Origin of the sequence: Salibaculum halophilum, from assembly GCF_002094885.1 — a bacterium.
Lineage (GTDB): Bacteria > Pseudomonadota > Alphaproteobacteria > Rhodobacterales > Rhodobacteraceae > Salibaculum > Salibaculum halophilum.
Genome location: NZ_MSIT01000008.1, coordinates 37,080 through 61,251, shown reverse-complemented (window position 1 = coordinate 61,251; position 24,172 = coordinate 37,080). Strand labels below are relative to the sequence as shown.

22 protein-coding genes and 2 tRNA genes are annotated in these 24,172 nt (G+C 68.2%); 10 read left to right on the top strand and 14 right to left on the bottom strand.

Annotation, left to right across the window (positions count from 1 at the left end; translation table 11 throughout):
- Positions 1 to 11 precede the first annotated feature (11 nt).
- Positions 12 to 88 (top strand) — tRNA-Arg (locus BU124_RS07055).
- Positions 89 to 155: 67 nt separating this feature from the next.
- Here BU124_RS07055 and BU124_RS07050 read toward each other — a convergent pair.
- The 8 genes from BU124_RS07050 to BU124_RS07015 form a co-directional block, all read right to left on the bottom strand.
- On the bottom strand, positions 156 to 1,259 hold the full coding sequence (locus tag BU124_RS07050) for a 2'-deoxycytidine 5'-triphosphate deaminase (protein WP_084862089.1): 1,104 nt from the start codon (positions 1,257 to 1,259) through the stop codon (positions 156 to 158).
- A gap of 72 nt (positions 1,260 to 1,331) precedes the next feature.
- Positions 1,332 to 1,408: transfer RNA gene (locus tag BU124_RS07045), tRNA-Pro, on the bottom strand.
- Positions 1,409 to 1,482: 74 nt separating this feature from the next.
- Entirely contained in the window at positions 1,483 to 2,211 is a 729-nt protein-coding gene (locus BU124_RS07040; protein ID WP_084862087.1) for a MerR family transcriptional regulator, read from the bottom strand.
- Between the two features lie 12 nt (positions 2,212 to 2,223).
- A complete protein-coding gene (gene ihfA, locus BU124_RS07035) occupies positions 2,224 to 2,526 on the bottom strand; it encodes an integration host factor subunit alpha (protein ID WP_084862085.1) in 303 nt (100 codons plus the stop codon).
- Positions 2,527 to 2,619: 93 nt separating this feature from the next.
- The gene (locus tag BU124_RS07030) at positions 2,620 to 3,591 is read right to left on the bottom strand and encodes a beta-ketoacyl-ACP synthase III (protein WP_084862083.1); all 972 of its coding nucleotides are present in this window, start codon (positions 3,589 to 3,591) and stop codon (positions 2,620 to 2,622) included.
- Positions 3,588 to 4,754, bottom strand: a complete 1,167-nt coding sequence (gene plsX, locus BU124_RS07025; protein ID WP_084862080.1) for a phosphate acyltransferase PlsX — start codon at positions 4,752 to 4,754, stop codon at positions 3,588 to 3,590. Before plsX ends, BU124_RS07030 begins: the two co-directional genes overlap by 4 nt.
- A 22-nt stretch (positions 4,755 to 4,776) precedes the next feature.
- Positions 4,777 to 4,983, bottom strand: a complete 207-nt coding sequence (gene rpmF / locus BU124_RS07020; protein ID WP_084862078.1) for a 50S ribosomal protein L32 — start codon at positions 4,981 to 4,983, stop codon at positions 4,777 to 4,779.
- A gap of 190 nt (positions 4,984 to 5,173) precedes the next feature.
- Positions 5,174 to 5,761 carry a YceD family protein gene (locus BU124_RS07015; protein ID WP_084862075.1) on the bottom strand — a complete coding sequence of 196 codons (588 nt, stop codon included), beginning with the start codon at positions 5,759 to 5,761 and terminating at the stop codon, positions 5,174 to 5,176.
- Positions 5,762 to 5,879: 118 nt separating this feature from the next.
- Between BU124_RS07015 and BU124_RS07010 the strand changes: the two genes are divergently transcribed.
- The 4 genes from BU124_RS07010 to BU124_RS06995 are packed head-to-tail and all read left to right on the top strand — an operon-like array spanning position 5,880 to position 9,886.
- Positions 5,880 to 6,347 carry an outer membrane protein assembly factor BamE gene (locus tag BU124_RS07010; RefSeq protein WP_084862072.1) on the top strand — a complete coding sequence of 156 codons (468 nt, stop codon included), beginning with the start codon at positions 5,880 to 5,882 and terminating at the stop codon, positions 6,345 to 6,347.
- 57 nt (positions 6,348 to 6,404) lie between these two features.
- Positions 6,405 to 7,226 (top strand): GNAT family N-acetyltransferase, encoded by an 822-nt coding sequence (locus BU124_RS07005; protein WP_245831633.1) that lies wholly within the window; start codon positions 6,405 to 6,407, stop codon positions 7,224 to 7,226.
- A gap of 9 nt (positions 7,227 to 7,235) precedes the next feature.
- On the top strand, positions 7,236 to 9,068 hold the full coding sequence (locus BU124_RS07000; RefSeq protein WP_084862070.1) for an ABC-F family ATP-binding cassette domain-containing protein: 1,833 nt from the start codon (positions 7,236 to 7,238) through the stop codon (positions 9,066 to 9,068).
- A gap of 35 nt (positions 9,069 to 9,103) precedes the next feature.
- Positions 9,104 to 9,886 carry a potassium channel family protein gene (locus tag BU124_RS06995; protein ID WP_084862068.1) on the top strand — a complete coding sequence of 261 codons (783 nt, stop codon included), beginning with the start codon at positions 9,104 to 9,106 and terminating at the stop codon, positions 9,884 to 9,886.
- Between the two features lie 108 nt (positions 9,887 to 9,994).
- Here the strand turns inward: BU124_RS06995 and BU124_RS06990 are convergent, their stop codons facing one another.
- Entirely contained in the window at positions 9,995 to 10,246 is a 252-nt protein-coding gene (locus tag BU124_RS06990) for a hypothetical protein (protein WP_084862066.1), read from the bottom strand.
- A 63-nt stretch (positions 10,247 to 10,309) separates the two neighbouring features.
- A complete protein-coding gene (mazG, locus tag BU124_RS06985) occupies positions 10,310 to 11,128 on the bottom strand; it encodes a nucleoside triphosphate pyrophosphohydrolase (RefSeq protein WP_084862064.1) in 819 nt (272 codons plus the stop codon).
- 111 nt (positions 11,129 to 11,239) lie between these two features.
- On the opposite strand from mazG, the gene BU124_RS06980 reads away from it, so the two are divergent.
- The 4 genes from BU124_RS06980 (at position 11,240) to BU124_RS06965 (ending at position 14,321) form a co-directional block, all read left to right on the top strand.
- Positions 11,240 to 11,716 (top strand): DUF1499 domain-containing protein, encoded by a 477-nt coding sequence (locus BU124_RS06980; RefSeq protein ID WP_084862338.1) that lies wholly within the window; start codon positions 11,240 to 11,242, stop codon positions 11,714 to 11,716.
- Between the two features lie 15 nt (positions 11,717 to 11,731).
- On the top strand, positions 11,732 to 12,787 hold the full coding sequence (gene prfA, locus BU124_RS06975) for a peptide chain release factor 1 (protein ID WP_084862062.1): 1,056 nt from the start codon (positions 11,732 to 11,734) through the stop codon (positions 12,785 to 12,787).
- Positions 12,784 to 13,554 carry a peptide chain release factor N(5)-glutamine methyltransferase gene (gene prmC / locus BU124_RS06970; protein WP_245831632.1) on the top strand — a complete coding sequence of 257 codons (771 nt, stop codon included), beginning with the start codon at positions 12,784 to 12,786 and terminating at the stop codon, positions 13,552 to 13,554. Before prfA ends, prmC begins: the two co-directional genes overlap by 4 nt.
- A gap of 200 nt (positions 13,555 to 13,754) precedes the next feature.
- A complete protein-coding gene (locus BU124_RS06965) occupies positions 13,755 to 14,321 on the top strand; it encodes a DUF4167 domain-containing protein (RefSeq protein WP_084862061.1) in 567 nt (188 codons plus the stop codon).
- Between the two features lie 93 nt (positions 14,322 to 14,414).
- On the opposite strand, the gene BU124_RS06960 is transcribed toward BU124_RS06965, so the two are convergent.
- The gene (locus BU124_RS06960; protein ID WP_084862060.1) at positions 14,415 to 16,853 is read right to left on the bottom strand and encodes a VWA domain-containing protein; all 2,439 of its coding nucleotides are present in this window, start codon (positions 16,851 to 16,853) and stop codon (positions 14,415 to 14,417) included.
- A 234-nt stretch (positions 16,854 to 17,087) separates the two neighbouring features.
- Between BU124_RS06960 and uvrA the strand changes: the two genes are divergently transcribed.
- The gene (gene uvrA, locus BU124_RS06955) at positions 17,088 to 19,946 is read left to right on the top strand and encodes an excinuclease ABC subunit UvrA (RefSeq protein ID WP_084862059.1); all 2,859 of its coding nucleotides are present in this window, start codon (positions 17,088 to 17,090) and stop codon (positions 19,944 to 19,946) included.
- 9 nt (positions 19,947 to 19,955) lie between these two features.
- On the opposite strand, the gene BU124_RS06950 is transcribed toward uvrA, so the two are convergent.
- Genes BU124_RS06950 through BU124_RS06940 form a run of 3 tightly spaced genes read right to left on the bottom strand, consistent with a single transcriptional unit; the run spans position 19,956 to position 24,162 of the window.
- Entirely contained in the window at positions 19,956 to 22,028 is a 2,073-nt protein-coding gene (locus tag BU124_RS06950) for a dipeptide ABC transporter ATP-binding protein (protein WP_084862057.1), read from the bottom strand.
- A gap of 13 nt (positions 22,029 to 22,041) precedes the next feature.
- Positions 22,042 to 22,716, bottom strand: coding sequence for a hypothetical protein (locus BU124_RS06945; RefSeq protein ID WP_179141879.1), 675 nt, complete (start codon positions 22,714 to 22,716; stop codon positions 22,042 to 22,044).
- A gap of 3 nt (positions 22,717 to 22,719) precedes the next feature.
- Positions 22,720 to 24,162 (bottom strand): ABC transporter permease, encoded by a 1,443-nt coding sequence (locus BU124_RS06940; RefSeq protein WP_084862055.1) that lies wholly within the window; start codon positions 24,160 to 24,162, stop codon positions 22,720 to 22,722.
- Between the last annotated feature and the right edge of the window lie 10 nt (positions 24,163 to 24,172).

Below are 24,172 nucleotides of genomic sequence, written 5' to 3'. Positions count from 1 at the left end.
GTACAACATGGGCACCCGTAGCTCAGCTGGATAGAGCGCCGCCCTCCGAAGGCGGAGGCCATAGGTTCGAATCCTATCGGGTGCGCCATTTTCCGTTTCTTCGCGTGTGGAAAACCCAGGTGTCGTGGCGTTGGGCGGCTCTCGCCGGCCGGGCCTTAATTGTCCCGCGTTGACGCGCGAAAATGCTTGGACAGTTTCAGCCCCTGGCCCTGGTAATTCGACTTGATCGCCTGGCCGTAGAGGGCGGCGGGCCGCGCCGACATGCGTTCGTAGACCAGCCGACCCACGACCTGGCCGTGTTCCAGTACGAAGGGTGCCTCGTGGCAGCGCACTTCCAGCACCCCGCGTGACCCCGCCCCGCCGGCGCCGTCCCAGCCGAAGCCGGGGTCGAAAAAGCCCGCGTAGTGCACCCGGAACTCGCCCACCATGGCCAGGTAGGGGGCCATTTCGGCGGCGTGGTCGGGGGGGATGCTGATCGCCTCGCGGCTGACCAGGATGTAGAAGGCACCGGGGTCGAGGATGATGCGACCCTGCGTGGTGCGCACCTCTTCCCAATAGTCCTCGGGCGGGTGGTGGTCGACCCGCGCGAGGTCCACCAAGCCGCTATGCCGCTTGGCGCGATACCCCACGAGGTCGCCGTTGCCGGGGCGCAGGTCCACCGAGAAGCCCAGCCCCTCGGAAATCACCGGCGCGCCATTGACTACGGGGGTTTTGGCATGAACCGCGGCCAGCTCATCATCGCTGAGAAAGGTGTGGCCCTGCCGGAAGATCACCTGGTTGAGCGACTGGCCCGGCTGGGCCAGCACCGAAAAGCTCTGCGGGCAGATCTCGGCATAGAGCGGGCCGTCGTAGCCCTCGGGGACGCGGTCGAACTCAACGCCGTCATCGGTGATGACCCGGGTCATGAGGTCCAGCCGGCCGGTGGAGCTCTTGGCGCTGGCCGCAGCCGTCATGCCCGCGGGCAGGCTCAGCCTTTCCATCAGCGGGATCACGTAGACGCAGCCCTTTTCCAGCACCGCGCCACCGGTGAGGGTGATGCGGTGCATGGTCAGGTCGTCGAGCCGCTGCATCACCGTGCGGTCCTTGCCCGCCAGGAACGAGGCCCGGACCCGGTAGGCCGTATCGCCCAGCCGTAGGTCGAGCGAGGCCGGCTGGACCTGCGCGTTGAGGATGGGTGCCTCGGCGGTGATGCGCGCCTCGGCGATCAACGCTTCGATCTGGTGGTCGGCCAGAACGCCGGTTGCCCGTGCCGTTGTCATGCCGCCCCTCCCTCGCAGGCCCGCCGGATGCAAAAACGCCCGCCGCGCGGATGCGCCGACGGGCGGTTTTGTTGGTCGGGCTAGCAGGATTCGAACCTGCGACCTTCCGTCCCCCAGACGGACGCGCTACCAAGCTGCGCCATAGCCCGACTACGCTCGCTACATACTAAATCGGCCCCGCGCCGCAAGGGCGAATTGCCGTTTTGCTCTGGCATCGCGCCCGTCAACGCTGATCAAGGCGGTCGCGCAGGGTCTGCAGCCGGTCCAGCAGGGGCGCGATCTCGGCAGCGCGGGCCTGCAATTGGCGCTCGGGCTCGGGGATACGGCGCAGCAGGTGCATGATCCGCGGCCGCGCCTTCGCATCGGAGTCGGCCGGGTCGTCGGGAATCCCGTCCAGCGACGCGGCAGCGGGGGGCTCCTCGGGTGCGTCGCTGTCGGTATCGTCCGCCGCCGGGGTCGGGTCGGACGTTTCCGGTGCGGACGTGAGTGGCACCACATTGTCCGGCCCGGGCGCGTGGACGGGATCGACATGCGGGGGCGTGACCTCGGCCGGCGGCGGAACGCCGGGACCGGTCGCCGTGGCGGGCGCCGCTTCCGGGGGCGCGACCGGCGCGTTGTCCTGCACCGTCGCGGGTTCCGCCTCTAGGGCCGGGGCCGATCCAAGCCCGTCATTACCCTCCAGCGAGCGGCCCATTGCTGACACGTGCTTGATCCCCTTTTCGCGCAGCAGCTTTTGCGCGCCCTTGATGGTCATCCCGTCGTCATGCAGCAAGGCCTTGATTCCGGCCAGCAATTCCATGTCTTGGGGGCGATAGTAGCGCCGCCCGCCGGCCCGCTTGACCGGCTTGACCTGCGTGAACTTGCTTTCCCAGAACCTTAGTACATGCGCCGGGGTGTCCAGCCACTCGGCCACCTCGGAAATGGTGCGAAAGGCGTCGCGGGACTTGGTCATCCCCTCGTGCCCCTAGCGCTTGTTGCCATGCGCGACGCGGTCTTTCATCAGATGGCTCGGCCGGAAGCTGAGCACCCTGCGGGGCGAGATCGGCACCTCTTCGCCGGTCTTGGGATTGCGCCCCATGCGCGCGGCCTTGTCGCGGATCGAGAAGGTGCCGAAGGACGATATCTTGACGTTCTCGCCCCTCACGAGGGCGTCGGACATGTGCTGCAGGACCGTTTCGACCAGCTCGGCGCTTTCGTTGCGCGACAGGCCGACTTCCTCGTGAACGGCCTCGGCCAGGTCCATCCGTGTGAGCGTCTTTTCCGACATGCCGTCCCCCTGCTTTTCAGCGACTTTAGGCGCGTGTCAAAAAGAGAGTCAATAACAGGCACTTGGGCGATGGACTTGATGGGCGGTTTTCGCCTACCAGCGCAGCACCACCGCGCCCCAGGCGAGACCGCCGCCGATGGCCTCGGTCACGATCAGGTCGCCGCGCTTGATCTGCCCGCGCTGCACCCCGACAGACAGCGCCAGCGGGATCGAGGCCGCCGAGGTGTTGCCGTGATCCTGAACCGTGACCACGACGCGCGCCATGGGCAGGTCCAGTTTCCGGGCCGTGGCCTCGATGATGCGGATGTTGGCCTGGTGCGGCACCACCCAGTCCACCTCGTCATGGGTCAGCCCGGCGCGCGTCAGCGCGGTTTCGGCCGTCGTCGCCAACTTGTCGACGGCGTGGCGAAAGACCTCCTTGCCCTGCATCCGCAGCACGCCCGCGTTGCCCGTGGACACCCCGCCGTCGACATAGAGCAGATCGCGAAAGCGCCCGTCGGAATTCAGGTCGGTGGCCAGGATACCGCGGTCGGCAGGGGTGCTAGCGACCTCGGAGGCCTCAAGCACCAGCGCGCCCGCGCCGTCACCGAAGAGCACGCAGGTGCCGCGGTCGGTCCAGTCCATGATCCGGCTGAAGGTCTCGGCCCCGATGACCAGCACGCGCTCGGCCTGGCCCGAGGCGATCAGCGCGTCGGCATTGGCCAGCGCATAGACGAACCCGGCACAGACCGCCTGCACGTCGAAGGCAAAGCCGGTTGTGTTGCCGATGGCCTCCTGCACCATGGTCGCGGCCGAGGGGAAGGTCAGGTCGGCGGTCGAGGTGGCCAGGATCACCGCGTCTATCTCGGTGCCGGCCATGTCTGCATTGGCCAGCGCGGCTTGCGCGGCGCGGGTGGCCAGGTCCGACGTGGTCTGGCCCGGGGCGGCGAAATGGCGCCGCTCGATGCCCGACCGGCTGCGGATCCACGCATCTGTCGTGTCCAGCGTCTTTTCGAAGTCGGAATTCGGGACGACGCGCTCGGGCAGGTAGTGCCCGATGCCCCGTACGACTGCCCGGCGTGTCATGTGCTGTTGTGGTCCTTTGCCGTCGGCGCGCCGGGTGACGGGAGGGTCACATCCGCCAGCAGGGGCGCGCCAGCTTCTGCGCCATCCTGCGCAAGCGCCGCGGCGGATGCAACCCGCGCTGCCAGCCGGTGCGAGAAGCCCGAGGCCGCCAGTTGATAGGCCATGTCCACCGCCGCCCGAACGCCGGTGGAATCGGCGGACCCGTGGCTTTTTATCACGGTGCCGTTGAGGCCGAGGAAGACCCCGCCGTTGACCCGGCGCGGGTCGATCCGCTTGCTCAGCCGGCGCAGCGAGGTCGCCGCCAGCAACGCCGCGATGCGTGACAGCGGCGTCTTGCGAAAGGCCTCGCGCAGGCGCTGCGAGATCATGTTGGCGGTGCCTTCGCCTGTCTTGAGCGCGACGTTGCCGGTAAACCCGTCGGTGACCACGACATCGACCCGGTCGGAGGGCAGGTCGCCCCCCTCGACGAAGCCGACATAGTCGTATTCGCCGCGCTCGGCGGCCTTCGCGATCAGATCTTGGGCGACCTTGAGCTCGGCCCGGCCCTTGTGGTCCTCGACACCGACGTTTAGCAGCCCGACACGCGGCCGCGTCAGCCCCATGGAGTTGCGCGCGTAGGACGCCCCCATGAGGGCATACATCAGCAAATCATCCTGGTCGGCGCGGATGTCAGCGCCCGCGTCGAGCATGATGTTGAAACCGCTGGCATTTCCCGAGGGCCAGAGGCAGGCGATGGCCGGCCGGTTCACGCCGTCGACCTTGCGCAGCCGCACCATGGAAATCGCCATGAGCGCGCCGGTGTTGCCGCAACTGACACAGACCTGCGCCTCGCCCGCGCGCACCGCCTCGATGGCCGACCACATCGAACTGTTGCGGCCCTGGCGCATCACGTTGCTGGGCTTGTCGGCCATAGCCACGACGTCGGGGGCGTGGCGGACGGTGACGTAGTCTCCGATCCGGCGCTTGCGCACCAGATCGCGCAACTGCGCCTCGTCCCCGTGCAGGATGATCCGTGCCTCGGGCCGCTTTTTCAGGAAACGCGCAAGACCGGCCACGATGGGGGACGGCCCCTTGTCGCCGCCCATGGCATCAATGGACAGGACGATGTCCCCGGACGGGATGCCCTCGGCGCCGGTCTGCTTGGACGGTCCTGCCGTGGTCATGGCATCCGATCCGGGCAGCAGCTCAGGCCGCGTCGTCGTCCAGATCGATCTCGTCGGCCTGGGCGATCACTTCGCGATCGGCGTAGTGGCCGCAGGCGGGGCAGACGTGATGCGGGCGCTTGAGTTCGCCGCACGACGGGCATTCGTTAGGGTTGGCGCCGTCCAGCGCGTGATGGGACCGGCGGTTGTTCCGGCGCGACTTGGACACCTTGTTCTGATGGACAGCCATGTCTCGACCTCTGCTTGGCTTGGGCCCGCGTGCGGCGGGACCGGCGTGAATTCTGATCCGGTGACGGGTCTCGGGCGGGGTCTAGTGCAAACGCCCCGGCCTGTCGAGCCGCGATCCGTCAAGAGCGCGCGAAAATACTGCGCTCGCGCGGTTTGGCAAGCCCTTTTCGGCGCTGGTCTGCGGGTCGGGGTCAGTCCGCCTCGCCCGGGGGGTCGTCAGGGTCCTCGGCGGCGCCCGCATCGAGCGCATCGCGCAGTCCGGACAGCCCGGCAAAGGGCTGCAGGTCGGCGTCGCGCAAGGGCGTCTTCCCCGGCTCCGTGAAGACCGCCTCGCCGGTTTCGGCGCCTGGCGCACGGGGGTAGGGCGGCAAGGCCAGCGCAAGCGCCTCGATCATGACCTGCGCGAGGTCGAGCGCCGCGGGCAGCGGTTCGGCGGACTCATCCTCGGGCATCTCGACCTCGGGGCCCTCGGGCGGGGCGAAGTCGGCGCGATAGGCGCGGGTGACCTCTTCGTCGATGCGGGTGGTGACGGGCTCCAGCGTGACCACACAGTCCTGGACCACGGTCGCGCCCAGACCCGCTCGCAGCCGCCAGTCGCGGCTGCCGTCAGGCGCCAGATCGCCGGCGAAGCGCAGCTTGCGCACTCCGCGAATCCCCAGGGCCTCGGCCACGGCCGCGCAGGCCTCGGGGGCGGGCTCCAGCGCAAAGCGGTGCGGCTTGCGTGCGGGCAACTCGGAAAACCGGACGATCTGTTCGGGCAGGGTGGCGGGATCGGGCATGGCGGGGTAAGCCTTGAACAGGGCAGAGGGTGTGGTGTATCCGCGTTAAAAGCCACGGCCGCGGGACGCAAGTCCGGGTCCGCCCGACCGGCGGGCCGAAACCGACAGGGGAGCCAGCATGATCAGCACGGGACGGGGAATCAGGACGGCGTTCCTGCTGGTGGCTCTCGGTGCCGCGGTCGGATGCACGGCCGTCCATCGCACGCACGGCTACATCCCGCCGCGGGAGACGCTCGCGCAGCTCACCCCCGGCGAGGACACGCGCGCCACGGTCGAAGAGATCGCCGGGCCACCGACCACGGGCAGTGCCCTAGGCGATGGCAATTTCTATTACGTCCAGAGCCGGTTCCGGCATTTCGCTTTCACCGAAGCCACCGAGGTTGAACGGGAAGTTCTGGCCGTCAGCTTCGATTCGCGCGGCGTGGTGCGCAACATCGAACGCTTCGGCCTGGAGGACGGCCGCGTCGTGCGCCTGTCACGGCGGGTCACCGACGACGGTATTCAGGACACCAGTTTCCTCGGCCAGCTTCTGGGGTCGATCGGCAATTTCGACGCGGGCAGCCTGCTCGAGGCACCGGGCGGCTGACGCCCCGGGCCGCTTTCGGCACACGGTGGGCTGACCCGGCAACACAGGGAGCCGAGGGTGCGCCAGCCCCCCATCCTCGAACGCGGGCGCTTTGCGGCGCGGATCGCCCAGACCGGCGCCGATCTGGCCGCCGCGCAGGCGCTGCGCCGGACCTGCTTCGGCCGGGGCGACCGGGCCGGGGCCTCGGGCACGCCCGACGCGATCGACACCCTGTGCCAGCACGTTCTGATCTTCGATCGCGGCGGCGCGGTCGCCTGCACCTACCGGCTGCGCCTGTTCGAGACCGGCGCGGACCTGTCCGACAGCTACGCCGCCGGGTTCTACGACCTTGCACCGCTGGCCGCGCGCCCCGGCCCGCTGATCGAGCTGGGGCGGTTCTGCATCCGGCCCGGTGTCGGCGACCCCGACGTGCTGCGGCTGGCCTGGGCGGTGCTCACGGCCATCGTCGACCGGGCCGGGGCGGCGATGCTGTTCGGCTGTTCGTCGTTTCCGGGCACCGATCCCGCCCCCTATGCGGAGGGCTTCGCCCTGCTGGCGGACCAGCACGTCGCGCCGACGGCGTGGCGGCCGGGCCAGCGCGCGCCGCGGACCGTGGCGCTGGCCGGCGGGGGCCCGCCGGGGCCGCGGGCGGGGCAGGCCTTGCCGTCGCTGCTGCGCAGCTACCTCGGGATGGGCGGACGGGTCAGCGATCACGCGGTGATCGACGCGGTGCTCGGCACGCTGCATGTCTTCACCGGCCTCGAGGTTGCCGCGATCCCGCCCGCTCGGGCGCGGGCGCTACGGGCCATGGCCGCGGGGCTCGAGATGCCGGCGTTCCCGTCGGGCGCTGGCGTGAAGGCCGATGCCCGGCCCCTTGCAGGCGGCCGCACCTCGGCGTAGCAGGCGGGCATGGCCCGTGCTCCGCTTTTGCAGCTCTCCGACGTTTCGCTCACCTTCGGCGGCGACCCCGTCTTCGACGACCTGTCGCTTGTCGTCCAGCCCGGGGACCGGGTTGCCCTGGTCGGCCGGAATGGATCGGGAAAGTCCACCCTTCTCAGGGTGATGGCCGGTCTTGTTGAACCCGACCGCGGCAGCCGCGTGGTGCCGCCGGGGCTGTCGGTGGGCTACATGGAGCAGGACCCGACGATGGAAGGGTTCGCCACACTTGGCGACTTCGCGTCGGCCGCGCTGGACCCGGCCGAGGCCTGGCGCGTCGAGGCGGTGGCCGAGGGGCTCAAGGTGCAGCTGGACCAGGACCCGAGCCTGGCCTCGGGCGGGGAACGCCGCCGCGCGGCGCTGGCGCGGCTGATGGCCGAGGCGCCCGACCTGATGCTGCTGGACGAGCCGACCAACCACATGGACATCCAGGCGATCCGCTGGCTGGAACATGAACTGTCGCAGACAAGGGCCGGATTTGTAATGATTTCCCACGATCGGGCCTTCCTGTCGGCGCTAACGCGCGCGACGCTCTGGATCGACCGGGGCCAGGTGCGCCGGCAGGAGCGCGGCTTTGCCCGGTTCGAGGAATGGCGTGACAAGGTCTGGGAGGAAGAGGACCAGCAGCGCCACAAGATGGACCGCCGCATCAAGGCCGAGGCCCGCTGGGCCGTCGAGGGAATTTCCGCGCGGCGCAAGCGCAACCAGGGCCGGGTGCGTGCCCTGCAGGACCTGCGCGCCGAACGCGCGGCGATGATCCGCCGCCAGGGCACCGCGGCCATGGCGCTGGAGGACGGCCCGAAGTCCGGCAAGAAGGTCATCGAGGCCGAGGGGCTGGCCAAGTCCTACGACGGCACACCCATCGTCACCGGGTTCGACCTGACCGTTCACCGCGGCGACCGGGTCGCCTTCGTCGGGCCAAACGGTGTCGGAAAGACGACGCTCATCAAGATGTTGCTGGGCGAGGTTGATCCCGATGCAGGTTGGGTCAAGCACGGCACAAACCTTTCCGTCGCCGTCTTTGACCAGGCGCGCGCGCAGCTCGACCCGGACATGACGCTCTGGGACAGCCTGACCGGCGATCCGTCGATGCGGGTCAGCGGCCAGGCCGACCAGATCATGGTGCGCGGCCAGCCCAAGCACGTCGTCGGCTACCTCAAGGAGTTCCTGTTCGACGAACGCCAGGCCCGCGCGCCGGTGCGCTCGCTCTCGGGCGGGGAAAAGGCGCGGCTGCTACTGGCCAAGCTGATGGCGCGCGAGTCCAACCTGCTGGTGCTGGACGAGCCGACCAACGACCTGGACATCGAGACGCTGGACCTGTTGCAGGACATCCTCGGCGATTACGCGGGCACCGTGCTGCTGGTCAGCCACGACCGCGATTTCATCGACCGCGTGGCGACGACCACCGTCGCGATGGAGGGCGACGGGCGCGCGACCTTCTATGCCGGCGGCTGGACCGACTACCAGGCCCAGCGGGGTGCCGAGGCGGCGCCCGAGGCCGCCGCGAAACCGAAACCCAAGGCCGGCAAGGCCGCCCCCGCGCGCAAGGCGCAGCCGGGCCTGTCCTTTACCGAAAAGCATCGGCTGGAGGCCCTGCCTGGCGAGATCGACCGGCTGGAAGCCGAGATCGCCAAGCTGGAGCAGCTGCTGGCCGACCCCGATCTGTTCACGCGCGAGCCGGTCAAGTTCCGCAAGGCCACCGAGGCGCTTGAGGACCGGCAGGGCAAGCTGTCGGCGGCCGAGGACGAGTGGCTGCACCTGGCCGACAAGGCGGAAAGTGCTGACGGGGCGGCGGGGCCGCGCTAGCCTGCGCGGAATCGCTGCAACGGGGAAGGGCGCGCATGGCCGGGGATCGACCGCTTCGCGACAGGGTGCGGCTGCTCTATGAGGGGCGCAGCAAGCGGGCCTCGCGGTTCCGTTACGCGCTGCTTGCCTTCGACCTGCTCAGCATCGCGTTCTTCCTGGCCACGGCCGCCATGCCCATCACGCGCGAGCTGCTTGTCGCGGACGCGGTGATCGGCGGCCTGATCGCGCTGGACCTCGGGCTGCGGTTCTGGATCTCCGAGAGCAAGCTGCGCTTCCTGCGGCGCCTGCACGTGATCGTGGATATCGCCGTGCTGGCCGCACTGCTGGCGGCACCGTTCGTGGGGCAGGGGCTGGTGGTGCTGCGGGTGCTGCGCGCCCTGCGGTTGGTGCATTCCTACCACCTTATGCGCGATCTGCGCCGCGATTCGCTGCTGTTCCGGCGCCACGAGGACACCTTCGTCGCCGCGCTGAACCTGCTGGTCTTCATCTTCGCCATGACCGCGGTGGTCCTCGTGCTGCGCGGGGCCGAGGAACCGGGGATCGGAAGCTATGTCGACGCCCTCTATTTCACGGTTGCGACGCTGACGACGACCGGGTTCGGCGACATCACCATGACGACTGCCGCCGGGCGGCTGCTGTCTGTGGGAATCATGGTGGTCGGCGTGGGTCTGTTCCTGCAGCTGGTGCGCGCGATCTTCTCGCCCGCCAAGGTCAAGCACACCTGCGGCACCTGCGGTCTGACCCGGCACGACACCGACGCCATTCACTGCAAGCACTGCGGCGCGGACCTCAAGATCGAGACCGAGGGCGCGACTTGACCGCTTGGAGTGTGTCGCGTTCATTCGCATTCACGCGGCACACTCAAATTATATGACTCCTCATGTCCGAGGAGCGCAAAACCGGTTCCCACTTTCGCGCGACATGCTCTAGGGTCGGGCGAGGATCACCATCAGCGCCATGTGTACCGGAACATAGGTCAGCGCGATCACGACCAGCGCGGGCAGACCCCAGGTGGCCACCGACAGCACCAGGACGGTCAGCAAGATCACCAGGAAATACCAGACGTTGTCGCTGTCGCCGAAGGCCAGGTCGCGGGCGAGCCAGCCTATGACGGGCAGTTTGTAAAACGCCCTGGCATACCAGGGCTGGGCGGGGGGAACTGGGGTCAGTATGCTCATAGTGTCGAGATATAGACACCCGCGCGGGGCGCTATGCGCCACGCTGCCGCAGGCCGGCCACGCTCACGCTTTCTCGGCCCGTTTGGCAGCGGTCCAAAGCGCGTCCATCTCTTCAAGGGTGCTGTCGGCCGGGGTCTTGCCGATATGCGCCAGCGCGTCCTCGATCGCCGCGAACCGGCGCTGGAACTTGGCGTTTGCGCGGCGCAGGGCGGCCTCGGGATCGACGTCGAGATGCCGGGCCAAATTGGCCATGACGAACAGCAGATCGCCCATCTCGTCCTCGATCGCGTCGGCGCCCATCGCGTCGCGGGCCTCGGCCAGTTCGCGCGACTCCTCGGCAATCTTGTCGAGGACCTGCTCCACGTCCGGCCAGTCGAAGCCCACGCGCGCCGCGCGCTTTTGCAGTTTCAGCGAGCGCAACAGCGCCGGCAGGCCCAGGGCGACCCCGTCGAGCGTGCGGGTCTCGCCGCGCCGGGCGCGTTCGGCGGCCTTCACCGCCTCCCAGTCGCGGGTCTGCTCCTCGGCCGATTTCTCGCGGGTGTCGGCGCCGAAGACATGCGGGTGCCGGGCGACCATCTTGTCGGACATGGCCCCCGCGACCTCGGCGAAGGTGAAATGCCCGGCCTCCTCGGCCATCTGCGCGTGAAAGACCGCCTGGAACAGCAGGTCGCCGAGCTCGCCCTTGAGGTCGGCCATGTCGGCGCGGGCGATGGCATCGGCCACCTCGTGGGCTTCCTCGATGGTGTAGGGGGCGATGGTCCCAAATGTCTGTGCGATGTCCCAGGGGCAGCCCGTCTCCGGGTCGCGCAGGCGGCGCATGATTTCCAGCAGGCGGTCTATCTGGACCTCGGGCCGGGTGTCGCGGATCAGGTCGGTGCGCATGGCGGGCCTCTCATGGTTCGCCGCGACCCTAGCACTGTCACCCGGCGGGCCAAGGCCGGATCGGCGACGAAGGGCCTGTCAAATTGCGGCCCGGTGCGCTATGCCCCGCCCATGCGCTGGATCACCGTTCCCCTTGCCCTCGTCGCCTTGTTGGTCGTGCTCGCGGCGGCCTACGTCCGCCTCGCCCCCAGTGACCCGGACCGCTGGCACCGCTTCGCCCCGCCCGGGCCGCCCGGCGACGATCCGGCAACGGGCGGGTTCACCGCCCGGCGCGTCGTCAGTGGTGACCCCGCGGCAGTGATGGCCGCCCTCGACGAGATCGCCCGGGACACGCCGCGCACGCAGGTGTTGGCCGGATCGGCCGCCGAAGGGTTCGTCACTTATGTCACCCGCTCGGCGCTCTGGGGGTTTCCCGATTACACCACCGCCTACCTGACACGGAACGATGCGCAGGCCGATGGCGCCACGACGCTGACGGTCCACGCGCGGCTGCGCTTCGGCCAGTCGGACATGGGCGTGAACGCCGCCCGCGTGCACGCCTGGCTGGCGGCGCTGCCCGCGGGGGCCTTGCAAAGCGCGCCCGAATAGGCAAGAGCCTGCCGCATGATACCCCGGGACCGGCTGCAGCAGATCATCGACCGTTTCGAATACCTCGAGGCGCGCATGGCCGAGGGACTGTCGGGCGACGATTTCGTCGCGGTCGGCCGCGAATACGCCGAGTTGCGCCCGGTGGTCGAGACGCTGCGCGCCTACCAGGCCCTGACCGACGAGATCGCGGGGGCCGAGGCCATGCTGGATGATCCCGAGTTGGCCGAGATGGCCGAGGCGGAACTGGCCGAGCTGCGCGGGCGCCTGCCAGAGATGGAGCGGGCGGTGAAACTGGCCCTGCTGCCGCGCGACGCCGCCGACAGCCGCCCCGCCATCGTCGAGATCCGCCCCGGCACAGGCGGCGAGGAGGCCGCGCTTTTCGCCGGCGACCTGCTGCGCATGTACCAGCGCTATGCCGAAAGCCGCGGCTGGCGCGTCGAGGTTCTGGAAGAGGCGCAGACGGAACTCGGCGGCATCAAGGAGGTGACCGCCCGGATCAGCGGCGACAGCGTCTTCGCACGGCTGAAATTCGAATCGGGCGTGCACCGCGTGCAGCGCGTGCCGGAAACCGAAAGCGGCGGGCGCATCCATACCTCGGCCGCGACGGTGGCCGTGCTGCCCGAGGCCGAGGACGTCGACATCCGTATCGACCCCAACGACCTGCGCGTCGATACCATGCGCAGCTCTGGCTCGGGCGGCCAGCACGTCAACACCACCGATTCCGCGGTAAGGATCACCCATCTGCCTACGGGGATCGTGGTCACCAGTTCGGAAAAATCCCAGCACCGCAACCGCGAGATCGCGATGCAGGTGCTCAAGACCCGGCTGTTCGACATGGAACGCCAAAAGGCCGATGCCGACCGCGCGCAGGCGCGCGCCACGCAGGTGGGCAGCGGCGACCGGTCCGAACGCATCCGCACCTACAATTTTCCCCAGGGCCGCATGACCGACCACCGCATCAACCTGACGCTGCATGCGCTGGACAAGGTGATGGGCGGCGATCTGGACGAGGTCATCGACGCGCTGATCGAGGATGCCCAGGCCCGGCAACTGGCCGAGATGGGCGCGTGACCGAGGCCGAGGCCGCGGACCGGCTGGCGGCAGCCGATATCCCCGATCCGCGCCGCGAGGCGCGCCGTCTGGCCCGGGCGGGATCGGGGCGCGCGCTGGCAGAGATGGTGACGCGGCGCTGCGCGGGTGAGCCAATGTCGCATATCCTCGGCTACCGCGATTTCTGGCATCACCGCTTCGAGGTCACGGCCGATGTGCTGGACCCGCGCCCCGAGACCGAAACCCTCGTGGCCACGGCGCTTGAGGGCGCTGTCGAGCGGGTGCTGGACCTCGGCACCGGGTCGGGGTGCATTCTGCTCAGCCTGCTGGCGGCGCGCCCGGCGGCGCGGGGCACCGGCACCGACCTGTCATCGGCGGCGCTTGCGGTGGCGGCGCGCAACGCTCAGGCCCTCGGCGTGGCTGACAGGGTGACGCTGCACCCCTCGGACTGGTGGGACCGGGTGACCGGCCGTTTTGAGCTGATCGTGTCTAACCCGCCCTATATCGCGGCCGATGACATGGCCGATTTGCAACGCGAACTGGGGTTCGAGCCGCGCATTGCGCTGACCGACGGGGGCGACGGGCTGTCGGCCTACCGCGCGATCACCGCCGGGGTCGCCGCGCACCTGGCACCGAGCGGGCGGCTGTTGCTGGAAATCGGCCCGACGCAGGGGGCGGCGGTGTGCGCGATGGTGCAGGCGGCCGGACTGGGGCAGGTGCAGGTCCTGCCGGATCTGGACGGCCGCGACCGTGTCGTCACCGGCACACAGCCGCCCGGCGCCCCCTGATCGGGCGGCCCTGCACGCATTTTTTGCCGAATCCCCTTGCGGACCACGGCCCTCAATGCTTAGTCAGGTTTATCGGATGGATGTGGGCCGGACCCGCTCTTCGATCATCGCCAGAAAATCGCAGGCCGAAAATCACACGAAAGACCTCTGCACGAGGCGGGGTCGGGCCGCGACAAGAAACAGGCTGGAACCTTACATTCATGAAATCCTCACGATCCAGGTCGCGGAAAAACCGCAACAACCGGCCCTCGGGCGGCAATGTCATCAACCGGGTGTTCGACAGTTCGGGCCCCGAGGGCAAGGTGCGCGGCACGCCGCAGCAGATCATCGACAAGTATCAGCAGTTGCACCGCGACGCGGTACTGTCGGGTGATCGCGTGAACGCCGAGAATTTCGCGCAGCACGCCGAACACTACCTGCGCCTGCTGGCCGAGGCCCAGCGCGAGGTCGAGGCAAAGCGCGAGGAACAGGAACGCCAGAACCGCGAACGCCAGGCCGAGCGCGACCGCGAGCGCACCGAACGGCTCAAGGCGCAAGAGGCTGCAGCGGCTGGTGAGGCCGCGAAGACTGCCGAGGCCGACGACGCCAACACCACCCTTGTCGAGACACCCGAATCCAAGCCCGAGCCGAAGCCCAGGCCCAAGCGCAAGCCGCGCAAGCCCAAGGCGCAGCAGGGCGACACCGGTGGCGCGGCGACGGATGGCAAAGAGACGTCCGGCCCTGGCGGGACCGACAGCAACGGTGATACCACCAAGGCGGCCGAGTAGCGCGCGCTTTCAGCGCCGACGGGCACCACGCACCGGAAACCATTGGACAAGAACGAGGCGGCCGCGCACGGCCGCCCCGGGTCCGTTTGCCGCCTATTCCACGGTGAGGGGCGACCGGGCCGCGACGGTGTCGCCCTGTGCCAGAACATACCGGACCTCGTAATCGCCGGGCGCCTCGGGCACCGCAATCTGGGCCGGGTTGCCGCTCCCGCTGTAGCTATAGGTCTCGTAGCCGTCGTCGCCGACCCGCGAGATCGTGATGTAATCACTGCTGTAATCCGGCCCGTCCCAGCCGACCGTCAGGGTGCCGCCCGCCGGTGCGCGCGCGTCATGGGTCAACGCCACCTCGATCGGCGCGACGGTGATGGCGCGGCGCGCGGCCACGGTCCGGTCCTGTCGGACCACATAGCGGATCTCGTAGTCGCCCGGTTCGACCGGCATGGTCAGCTGCCCCGGGGCACCGCCGCTGGTGTAGACATAGTTGACGTAGCCATCCTCACCCGGTCTGGACACGGTCAGGTAGTCACTGTCGTAGTCCGGGCCGGTCCAGTCAACGGGGATGGTGGCACCCATCGGGGCACTCTCCTGCGCGTCCAGGGTGGCCTTGATCGGGGTCACCGTGATCGGCTGGCGGGCCAGAACCTGCCGGTCCTGCCGCATGACGTAGCGGATTTCGTAATCGCCGGGCTCCACCGGCATGGTCAACTGCCCCGGAGCGCCGTCGCGGGTGTAGACATAGTTGACGTATCCATCCGCGCCCGGTTCGGACACGGTCAGGTAGTCGCGGTCATGGTCCGGCCCGGTCCAGTCCACGGGGATGGTGGCGCCCGCCACGGCCTCGCTTGGCGCGTCCAGCGCGCTTTGCACATCCGTGACCGATATGGGCCGGCGGGCCAGAACCTCACGGTCCTGCCGCAGGACGTAACGGATTTCGTAGTCGCCCGGTTCCGGCGGCATGGTGAGCGTGGCCGGCGTGCCGTCGCGGGTATAGACGTAGTTGATGTAGCCGTCCTCGCCCGGCTCGGACACGGTCAGGTAGTCCCTGTCGCGGTCCGGACCCTGCCAGTCCACCGTGATATCCGCGCCGCGCGCGGCCTGGTCGGGCGCATCCAGCGTGGCGCCCACCTCCGTCACGGTGATCGGCGTGGTCGCCATGACCCGCCGGTCCTGGCGCATGATGTAGCGGACCTCGTAGTTCCCCGGCTGCGAGGGCATCTTGAGCGTCGCCGGCGCGCCGTCGCGGGTGTAGGCGAAGTTGACATAGCCGTCCTCGCCGGGGACCGAGACGGTTACGTAGTCCCTGTCGTAGTCCGGTCCTGTCCACTCGACGGGCACCTCGGCGGCGATCCCGGCCTCGGCCGGCGCGCTGACCGATGCCGCGACCGGCGTCACCTCGATGGCGGCGCGCGCCAGCACCTCGCGCCCCTCGCGGCGGACATAGCGCAGCTCGAACGTGCCCGGTTCGGACGGCATCTGCAGCAGCAGCGGATTGCCGTCGCGTGCATAGGTGAAGTTGACATAGCCTTCTTCGCCCGGTTCCGAGACGGTGATGTAGTCACGCTCCTCGTTCGGTCCGTCCCAGCCGACCTCGATCGTGGCCCCCTGGGCGGCGCTGGCCGGGCCGATGACTCGGGCCGAGGGGGCGGGGGTATCGAAGACGAGCGTCACATCGCGGCCGTCGCCCACGACGACGAACTGCGTGCTCTGTTCGATCTCCTGCGCGGTCCAATAGGCCGTGGCGGTATAGGCGCCCTCGCGCAGGTCCAACTCCAGCGGGTTGGCGGCTTCGCCCTCGGCGACCGCGCCCGACTCGCCGGTCACGTCCCAGAAAACGGGCGTTTCGATCAGGCTGTCATCGTCCAGCACGGCGGTGAAGGTGACCGGCAAGACCTGAGGCTCGGGTTCGGGCGCGGGGGCCACGGCCACGGTTTCCAGCGCGCTGGTCAGTTCGGCGGCATCGGCGGCGGTGGTGAAGCTGCCGCCCGTCTCGTCGGCCAGGCACTGCATCTGGGACAGCGCCTCGGGGTCGGTCACGTCGAAACCGACGACATGCGCGGTGAAGCCGATCCCGGCCTGTTCCAGCGCGCGGGCCGCGGCGCAGGGGTCGGGATTGCAGGTCTCGATCCCGTCCGAGACGAGGATCACCGTCGCCTCTTCCTCGGTATAGCGCAGCGCCTCGGCGGCGGCGATCACGGCGTCGGTCATGGGGGTCTTGCCGCGCGGGTTGATCCCGTTCACGGCCGCGCGAATCGCATCGCCCGTGCCGGCGCCGGGGGCGACGATCGTCTCGATATCCGAACAGTCGCCCCGGCTGCGGTGGCCGTAGACGGTCAGCCCGAGGTTTTCGCCGTCGGGGAAATCGTCGAGGATCGTGCCGACGACGTCGCGGGCGATGACGATCTTGTTGGTCCCGTCGATCTGGCCCCACATCGAGCCGGAGCCGTCGAGGACGAGGATCGTGTTCGGCCGGTCCTGCGCGGCGGCCAGCGCAGGGATCAGAAGGGCGAGGGCAAGGGTGACCAGGCGCAGCATGCGAAACCTCCGGGTATCCAGTATTTGACGCTGAGTTAACCACGTTGTCGCAGCCGACCCAAGGGCCAATGGCCCCGTGCGCGCGGGGTATCTTGCAGTTCCAGCATCGAGCCGCCCTGCCGTGCTCGTGACCGCTTTGGTCGGCCCCGAGCATGTTCGCGGATCGTTCCGTTTTTTTGGTTGGAGACTCCGCCCGGCTCCTCTATCTCTTGGCCAGTCTGACCGGGGGCGAGCATGGCCGAATTGAAGCAGATCGAGGTGCGCGGCGCGCGCGAGCACAACCTCAAGAGCGTGGACGTCGACATTCCGCGCGACCGGCTCGTGGTCATCACCGGGCTGTCGGGGTCGGGCAAGTCCTCGCTGGCCTTCGACACCATCTACGCCGAGGGACAGCGCCGCTATGTCGAAAGCCTGAGCGCCTATGCGCGCCAGTTCCTCGACATGATGGAAAAGCCTGACATGGACCATATCACCGGCCTGTCCCCGGCGATTTCCATCGAACAGAAGACCACCAGCAAGAACCCCCGCTCGACCGTCGGCACGGTGACGGAAATCTACGACTACATGCGGCTGCTGTTTGCACGCGCGGGCACGCCCTATTCGCCCGCCACCGGCCAGCCCATCGAGGCCCAGCAGGTCCAGGACATGGTCGACCGCGTCATGGCGATGGAGGAGGGCACGCGCGGCTACCTGCTGGCCCCCATCGTGCGCGACCGCAAGGGCGAGTATCGCAAGGACTTTCTGGAACTGCGCAAACAGGGATTCCAGCGTGTCAAGGTGGACGGCGACTTCCACGAACTCGACGAGCCGCCGACGCTTGACAAGAAATACCGCCACGACATCGACGTGGTGGTCGACCGGATCGTGGTGAAAGAGGGCATCGAGACCCGGCTGGCCGACAGTTTCCGCACCGCGCTGGACCTCGCGAACGGCATTGCCGTGCTGGAAACCGCCCCGCGCGAAGGCGACCCGGAACGCATCACCTTTTCCGAGAATTTCGCCTGCCCGGTCAGCGGCTTCACCATCCCCGAGATCGAGCCGCGGCTGTTTTCCTTCAACGCGCCCTTCGGGGCCTGTCCGTCGTGTGACGGGCTGGGGGTGGAGCTGTTCTTCGATCCGGCGCTGATGGTGCCGGATGCCACGCTGACGCTGGGCAACGGGGCCATCGCGCCCTGGCGCAAGGGCAAGTCGCCCTATTTCCTGCAGACGATCGAGGCACTGGCCAAGCACTACCAGTTCGACCGCGGCACCCGCTGGAAGGACCTGCCCGAAAAGGTGCAGCGCGTGTTCCTTTACGGGTCGGGCGATGAGCAGATCCGGTTCCGCTACGACGAGGGCGGCCGCGTCTACGAGGTCACACGCAGCTTCGAGGGCGTGATCCCCAACATGGCGCGCCGCTACCGCGAGACCGACAGCGCCTGGATCCGCGAGGAATTCGAACGCTACCAGAACAACCGCCCCTGCGGCGCCTGCGGCGGCTACCGCCTGCGCGAAGAGGCGCTGGCGGTCAAGATCGCTGGCCTGCACGTCGGCCAGGTGGTCGAGATGTCCATCAAGGAGGCGCTGGCCTGGATCGACAGCGTACCCGATAGCCTGACCCAGCAGAGGAACGAGATCGCCCGCGCGATCCTGAAAGAGATCCGCGAGCGGCTGGGTTTTCTCAACAACGTGGGCCTCGATTACCTGACGCTGTCGCGCAGCGCCGGCACCCTGTCGGGCGGCGAGAGCCAGCGCATCCGGCTGGCTAGCCAGATCGGCTCGGGCCTGACAGGCGTGCTCTACGTGCTGGACGAGCCGTCGATCGGGCTGCACCAGCGCGACAACGACCGTCTGCTGACCACGCTCAAGAACCTGCGCGACCAGGGCAACACCGTGATCGTCGTGGAACACGACGAGGAGGCGATCCGCGAGGCCGATTACGTGCTCGACATCGGCCCCGGCGCCGGGGTCCACGGCGGCGTCGTCGTCGCCCGCGGCACGCCGCAGCAGGTCATGGACACGCCCGACAGCGTCACCGGCGACTACCTGGCGGGTCGTCGCGAGATCGCCATCCCCGCCGCGCGCCGCAAGGGCAACCGCAAAAAGGTGACGGTCAAGAAGGCCACCGGCAACAATCTGCAGGCCATCGACGTGGACTTTCCGCTGGGCAAGTTCGTCTGCGTCACGGGCGTGTCGGGCGGGGGCAAGTCCACCCTGACCATCGAGACTCTGTTCAAGACGGCCTCGGTGCGGCTGAACGGGGCGCGCCAGACGCCCGCGCCCTGCGAGACGATCAAGGGGCTGGAACACCTCGACAAGGTCATCGACATAGACCAGCGGCCCATCGGGCGCACGCCCCGGTCGAACCCCGCGACCTATACCGGCGCCTTCACGCCGATCCGCGACTGGTTCGCGGGCCTGCCCGAGGCCAAGGCGCGCGGCTACAAGCCGGGCCGGTTCAGCTTCAACGTCAAGGGCGGGCGCTGTGAGGCCTGCCAGGGCGACGGCGTGCTCAAGATCGAGATGAACTTCCTGCCGGATGTCTACGTCGAATGCGAGACCTGCAAGGGCGCGCGCTACAACCGCGAGACGCTGGAAGTCCGCTTCAAGGGCAAGAGCATCGCGGACGTTCTCGACATGACCGTCGAAGAGGCGCAGGAGTTTTTCAAGGCCGTGCCGAGCATCCGCGAGAAGATGGATGCGCTGATGCGCGTCGGGCTGGGCTACGTCAAGGTCGGCCAGCAGGCCACCACGCTGTCGGGCGGCGAGGCGCAACGGGTGAAACTGTCCAAGGAGCTTGCGAAGCGGTCGACGGGCCGCACGCTCTACATCCTCGACGAGCCGACGACCGGCCTGCACTTCGCTGACGTCAAGAAACTGCTCGAAGTGCTGCACGAACTGGTCGATCAGGGCAACACGGTGGTGGTGATCGAGCACAACCTCGATGTCATCAAGACCGCCGACCACATCATCGATATCGGCCCCGAGGGCGGCGACGGTGGCGGGCAACTGGTCGCCACCGGCACGCCCGAAGAGGTGGCCGAGCAGGGTGACAGCCATACCGGCCGCTACCTCAAGCCGATGCTGGACAGGAACAGGCTCGCCGCGGAATAGGGCCGGGCGCTACTCTGCCGCGATCTTTATGACCGGCTCCATCGCCGCGAAGTCGGCCTCGCTCAGGTGGCATTTCACCTGGTGGCCGTCGGCCAGGGTCCGCACCGGGGGTACCTCGCTTTCGCACAGGGATTTGCCGGCCCGGTTCTTCCAGTGGCAGCGCGTCTGGAACGGGCAGCCCGAGGGCGGGTCCATGGCCGAGGGGATGTCGCCCTCCAGCACGATGTGCTGTTTCTGCACTTGGGTGTCGGCGATGGGCACCGCCGACAGGAGCGCCTCGGTATAGGGGTGATAGGGGGGCGAGAAGACCTGTTCGGTCGTGCCCAGTTCCACCACGTGGCCCAGATACATGACCATGACCCGGTCGCTGAGGTAGCGCACGATGGACAGGTCGTGGCTGATGAAGAGCAGCGTCGTCTTCTCTTCGCGCTGGATTTCCATCAACAGGTCGGTCACGGCGGCCTGCACGCTGACGTCGAGCGCCGAGACAGGCTCATCAGCCACCACGATCCGGGCACCCCCGGCAAAGGCGCGGGCGATGCCAACGCGCTGTTTCTGCCCACCCGAGAGCTGGCGCGGCATGCGGTCGGCAAATTCGCGTGGCAGCTTGACGAGGTCGAGCAGCGCGCGCATCTTCTCGCGCCGCTCCGGGTCGGTCCGGCCGATCCCGAAGACTTCGAGCGCGCGGGTGATCTGGCGGCCCACGGTCATCGAGGGGTTAAGCGTGTCGAAGGGGTTCTGGAACACCATCTGGATGTCGGCCACGGTGCGGGTGTCGCGGTCCTGGATCGGGGTCGCGCCGATTGATGTATTGTCCAGCAGGATATCGCCCTCGGTCGCCGTCTCGAGCCCCATGAGCACCTTGGCGAAGGTGGACTTGCCGCAACCCGACTCGCCCACGATGGCCAGCGTCTCGCCCTCACGGGCCTCGAAGGACAGGGTCTCGTTGGCCTTGACCACGCGCTTTTCGCCGCCGCCGAAGAGGGCATTGGCCGCGACCTCGTAGTATTTCTTGAGGGCGTCCATCTTGAGGACCACCTTGCCGGGTTCCGTTTCCCGCGTGCTTTGCGCGGCCACCGGCGGCGCGTCCCAGTCGATTTCCCCGAATCGCAGGCAGCGGCTCTCGTGCCGGTCGTCGCCGGGCACCGGTGCCATATGGACCGGCCCGGCGTCGCAGCGGCCGGCCTCGAAATAGTCGCAGCGCGGGCCGAAGTTGCAGCCCGGCGGGCGTTCGTGGGGCAGGGGAAAGTTGCCCGGGATCGCCACCAGCGGCCGCGTGGTCTTGTCCGCCCCGGGCAGCGGGATCGAGCGGAACAGCGCTTGCGTGTAAGGATGGCGCATCCTGTCGAAGACATCCCCGATGCTGCCGCGTTCCACGGCCTCGCCGGAATACATCACGCAGATGCGGTCGCAGGTTTCCAGCACCAGCCCGAGGTTGTGGCTGATGAAAAGCATCGAGGTGCCGTATTTCTTGCCCAGGTCTTTGACGAGGTCCACCACCGCGGCCTCGACGGTGACGTCAAGCGCCGTGGTCGGCTCGTCGAGGATCAGCAGGCTGGGCTTGGACATGAGCGCCATGGCGATGACGATGCGCTGTTGCTGGCCCCCCGAGAGCTGATGCGGATAGGCGCGCAGGATGCGCTCGGGGTCGGGCAGTTTCACGTCGGCGACCACGTCGAGGGCGCGCGCCCGAGCCTCGGCCCGTGACACGCCCTCGTGGATCATGGGCACTTCCATCAACTGCCGCCCGATCCGCATGGCCGGGTTCAGGCTGGCCATGGGTTCCTGGTAGATCATGGCGATCTCGCGGCCGCGGATGGCGCGCAGCTCGTCGGGGTCCATCTGCCCGAGGTCGCGGCCCTTGAACCGGATCGCGCCGCCGACGATGCGGCCGTTGGTGCCGAGGTCCTGCATCACCCCCAGCGCCACGGTGGACTTGCCGCAGCCGGATTCGCCGACCAGCCCCAGCGCCTCGCCCGGCATGACCCGGGCCGAGAAATCCATCACCGCCGGAATCTCCCGCAGCCGCGTAAAAAAGCTGATGGACAGGCGGTCGATCTCGAGGATGGGTTGATTGGTCATGGCTCGGTCCTTGTCAGTCGGGAAAGGCGATCCCTTGAAACGGCGGAAAATCGGCGTAAGCGGCGCGGCGGTCTTGCCGCGAAATCGGGGGCGGGCCGGCTGGCGTTGTCAGGTTGCCGCGCGGGGCGGCGTAGCTGCCAATGCGCCGCTCGGGGTTTTCGCGCCAGCACAGGTTGAACGCGGCGCGTTTCGTAAAGAACTGGACATCGTGAAACACGAGGTGATCGTAGAGCCACCAGGCCAGATCACGCCAGTCCCGGCCCTGTTCGAACCGCCGCGCGAACCACGGGATGACGACCGATGCCGATGCCCCCATGTTGCCCTGCGCATCGCGCTGATCCCAGATATGGGCGGCACGATTGGCTTCGTTCGACGAGCAGCTCTTGTAGTGCTTCTGGCCATAGGCGTTCACCTCCGGCGCCCTATAGGCCGAACGGACGACGATAGGACCGAATGTGGCAACCAGCGGCTCCAGCAGGTCTTGCGCCAGCCTGCGCCCGCTCTGGATCGCCAGCGCCGGATCATCCGGTATATTGTGCAGCCCGTGAACCGCCGCGATCTCACTGTAAAGAAAATCCCGCATGTAGAAGTGTGCCGACAGCTGTTCGCGCCCGAGTTTCTCGAGCGTGGGCACCGAGACCGGCTTGCCGCGATAGGATGGTGCGGGAAAATCGGGGGCATCTTCCATGAATCAATCCTTCAGGCTTTCCTCGCGCAGGCCGTCGGCCATCAGGTTAAGGCCCAGCACCAGGCTCAGCAGCGCCAGCGCGGGCGGCAGGGCCGGGTGGGCGTAGATCATCAGCAGCTTGCGCCCCTCGTTGATGGTCGAGCCCCAGTCGGGGCTTTCCGGCGGCAGCCCGAGGCCGAAGAACCCCAGCGTGCCCAGCAGGATAGTGGTATAGCCGATGCGCAGGCAGAAATCGACGATCAGCGGCCCGCGCGCATTGGGCAGGATTTCCCACAGCATGATGTACCAGGGCCGCTCGCCCCGGGTCTGGGCGGCGGCGACGTAGTCGCGCGTCTTGATGTCCAGCGTCAGGCCCCGGACGATGCGGAACACCGTGGGGCTGTTGACGAAGACGACGGCCACGAAGACCACGAGGATGCCGCCTGGGATGTCGAAAAAGTCCAGCGGCCAGAAATCCACCGGCGTGCCCGCCTGGTTGACGACCGACAGGTAGAGCAGGACCAGCGGCCCCAGCACGAGCGCCAGGATCGCCCGGCTCTGCCCGGCCCGGTTGCGGAACCGCGCGTGTATCAGCACCCCGAGGAAGACCAGCGGAAACACGAACAGCACCATCGCCATGAAGGTGGGCAGGCCGGTGGCGATGATCTCGGGAGTGACCAGCAGGTAGAACAGCAGGATCACCGGGAACGCGAGGATCAGGTTGGCGGCAAAAGACAGCACCGTGTCCAGCGTGCCGCCGTAGTAGCCCGCGGGCAGGCCGAGGGTGATCCCCACCATGAAGGCGAAGAGCGTCGCCAGCGGGGCAATCATCATCACCACGACCGAGCCTTCGACCATGCGGCTGAAGATGTCGCGGGCGAGGTTGTCGCCGCCCAGCAGGTATGTCGGGAACGCGGCCTCGTCCGCGGGCACCGGCACGCCCGGCGGCGCGTTCTTGAGCCCCGAGACCTGGGCGAGGGGATCATGGGTGCCGATCAGGTCGAACAGGCCCACGAAAAGGGCGGTGAAGACCCAGAACATGACCAGCCCGAAGCCGATCATGCCGATGGTCGAGTCGAACAGCTTGCCGTAAAGCCCCAGCCGGCGCTTGAACCGGATCGACAGGCCGAAGGTCGCGATCAGCGCGATCCAGACCGGCAGGAAGCGTTGGATCATGCCACCCATGATGCCGCCCGACTCGTGGCCGACGACCAGGCTGATCCCGGCAAAGGCCAGCATCAGGGCGACCAGCCCCGCGAAGATCAGCCCCGGTAGCCGGTCGAGCCGCCCGAAGATGTCGGCGCGCTGGCGCAACGTGCCGTCGTCGCGCGTCTGCGGCTTGTGATGCGGGGCGAAAACCCCAGCGATGAACTGCACCACCAGCGCGAGGCCCAGCGCGGCGGCACCGATCCCGAAGGCCGGTCCGAAAAACGGGGCCAGCGCCCCCAACCATGTCAGGCTGTCCATGCGCGTTCCC

Coding starts and splice junctions, on each gene's coding strand:
- BU124_RS07050 (WP_084862089.1), bottom strand. CDS start 1,259: ATGACAACGGCACGGGCAACCGGCGTTCTGGCCGACCACCAGATCGAA.
- BU124_RS07040 (WP_084862087.1), bottom strand. CDS start 2,211: ATGACCAAGTCCCGCGACGCCTTTCGCACCATTTCCGAGGTGGCCGAG.
- ihfA (WP_084862085.1), bottom strand. CDS start 2,526: ATGTCGGAAAAGACGCTCACACGGATGGACCTGGCCGAGGCCGTTCAC.
- BU124_RS07030 (WP_084862083.1), bottom strand. CDS start 3,591: ATGACACGCCGGGCAGTCGTACGGGGCATCGGGCACTACCTGCCCGAG.
- plsX (WP_084862080.1), bottom strand. CDS start 4,754: ATGACCACGGCAGGACCGTCCAAGCAGACCGGCGCCGAGGGCATCCCG.
- rpmF (WP_084862078.1), bottom strand. CDS start 4,983: ATGGCTGTCCATCAGAACAAGGTGTCCAAGTCGCGCCGGAACAACCGC.
- BU124_RS07015 (WP_084862075.1), bottom strand. CDS start 5,761: ATGCCCGATCCCGCCACCCTGCCCGAACAGATCGTCCGGTTTTCCGAG.
- BU124_RS07010 (WP_084862072.1), top strand. CDS start 5,880: ATGATCAGCACGGGACGGGGAATCAGGACGGCGTTCCTGCTGGTGGCT.
- BU124_RS07000 (WP_084862070.1), top strand. CDS start 7,236: ATGGCCCGTGCTCCGCTTTTGCAGCTCTCCGACGTTTCGCTCACCTTC.
- BU124_RS06995 (WP_084862068.1), top strand. CDS start 9,104: ATGGCCGGGGATCGACCGCTTCGCGACAGGGTGCGGCTGCTCTATGAG.
- BU124_RS06990 (WP_084862066.1), bottom strand. CDS start 10,246: ATGAGCATACTGACCCCAGTTCCCCCCGCCCAGCCCTGGTATGCCAGG.
- mazG (WP_084862064.1), bottom strand. CDS start 11,128: ATGCGCACCGACCTGATCCGCGACACCCGGCCCGAGGTCCAGATAGAC.
- BU124_RS06980 (WP_084862338.1), top strand. CDS start 11,240: ATGCGCTGGATCACCGTTCCCCTTGCCCTCGTCGCCTTGTTGGTCGTG.
- prfA (WP_084862062.1), top strand. CDS start 11,732: ATGATACCCCGGGACCGGCTGCAGCAGATCATCGACCGTTTCGAATAC.
- BU124_RS06965 (WP_084862061.1), top strand. CDS start 13,755: ATGAAATCCTCACGATCCAGGTCGCGGAAAAACCGCAACAACCGGCCC.
- BU124_RS06960 (WP_084862060.1), bottom strand. CDS start 16,853: ATGCTGCGCCTGGTCACCCTTGCCCTCGCCCTTCTGATCCCTGCGCTG.
- uvrA (WP_084862059.1), top strand. CDS start 17,088: ATGGCCGAATTGAAGCAGATCGAGGTGCGCGGCGCGCGCGAGCACAAC.
- BU124_RS06950 (WP_084862057.1), bottom strand. CDS start 22,028: ATGACCAATCAACCCATCCTCGAGATCGACCGCCTGTCCATCAGCTTT.
- BU124_RS06945 (WP_179141879.1), bottom strand. CDS start 22,716: ATGGAAGATGCCCCCGATTTTCCCGCACCATCCTATCGCGGCAAGCCG.
- BU124_RS06940 (WP_084862055.1), bottom strand. CDS start 24,162: ATGGACAGCCTGACATGGTTGGGGGCGCTGGCCCCGTTTTTCGGACCG.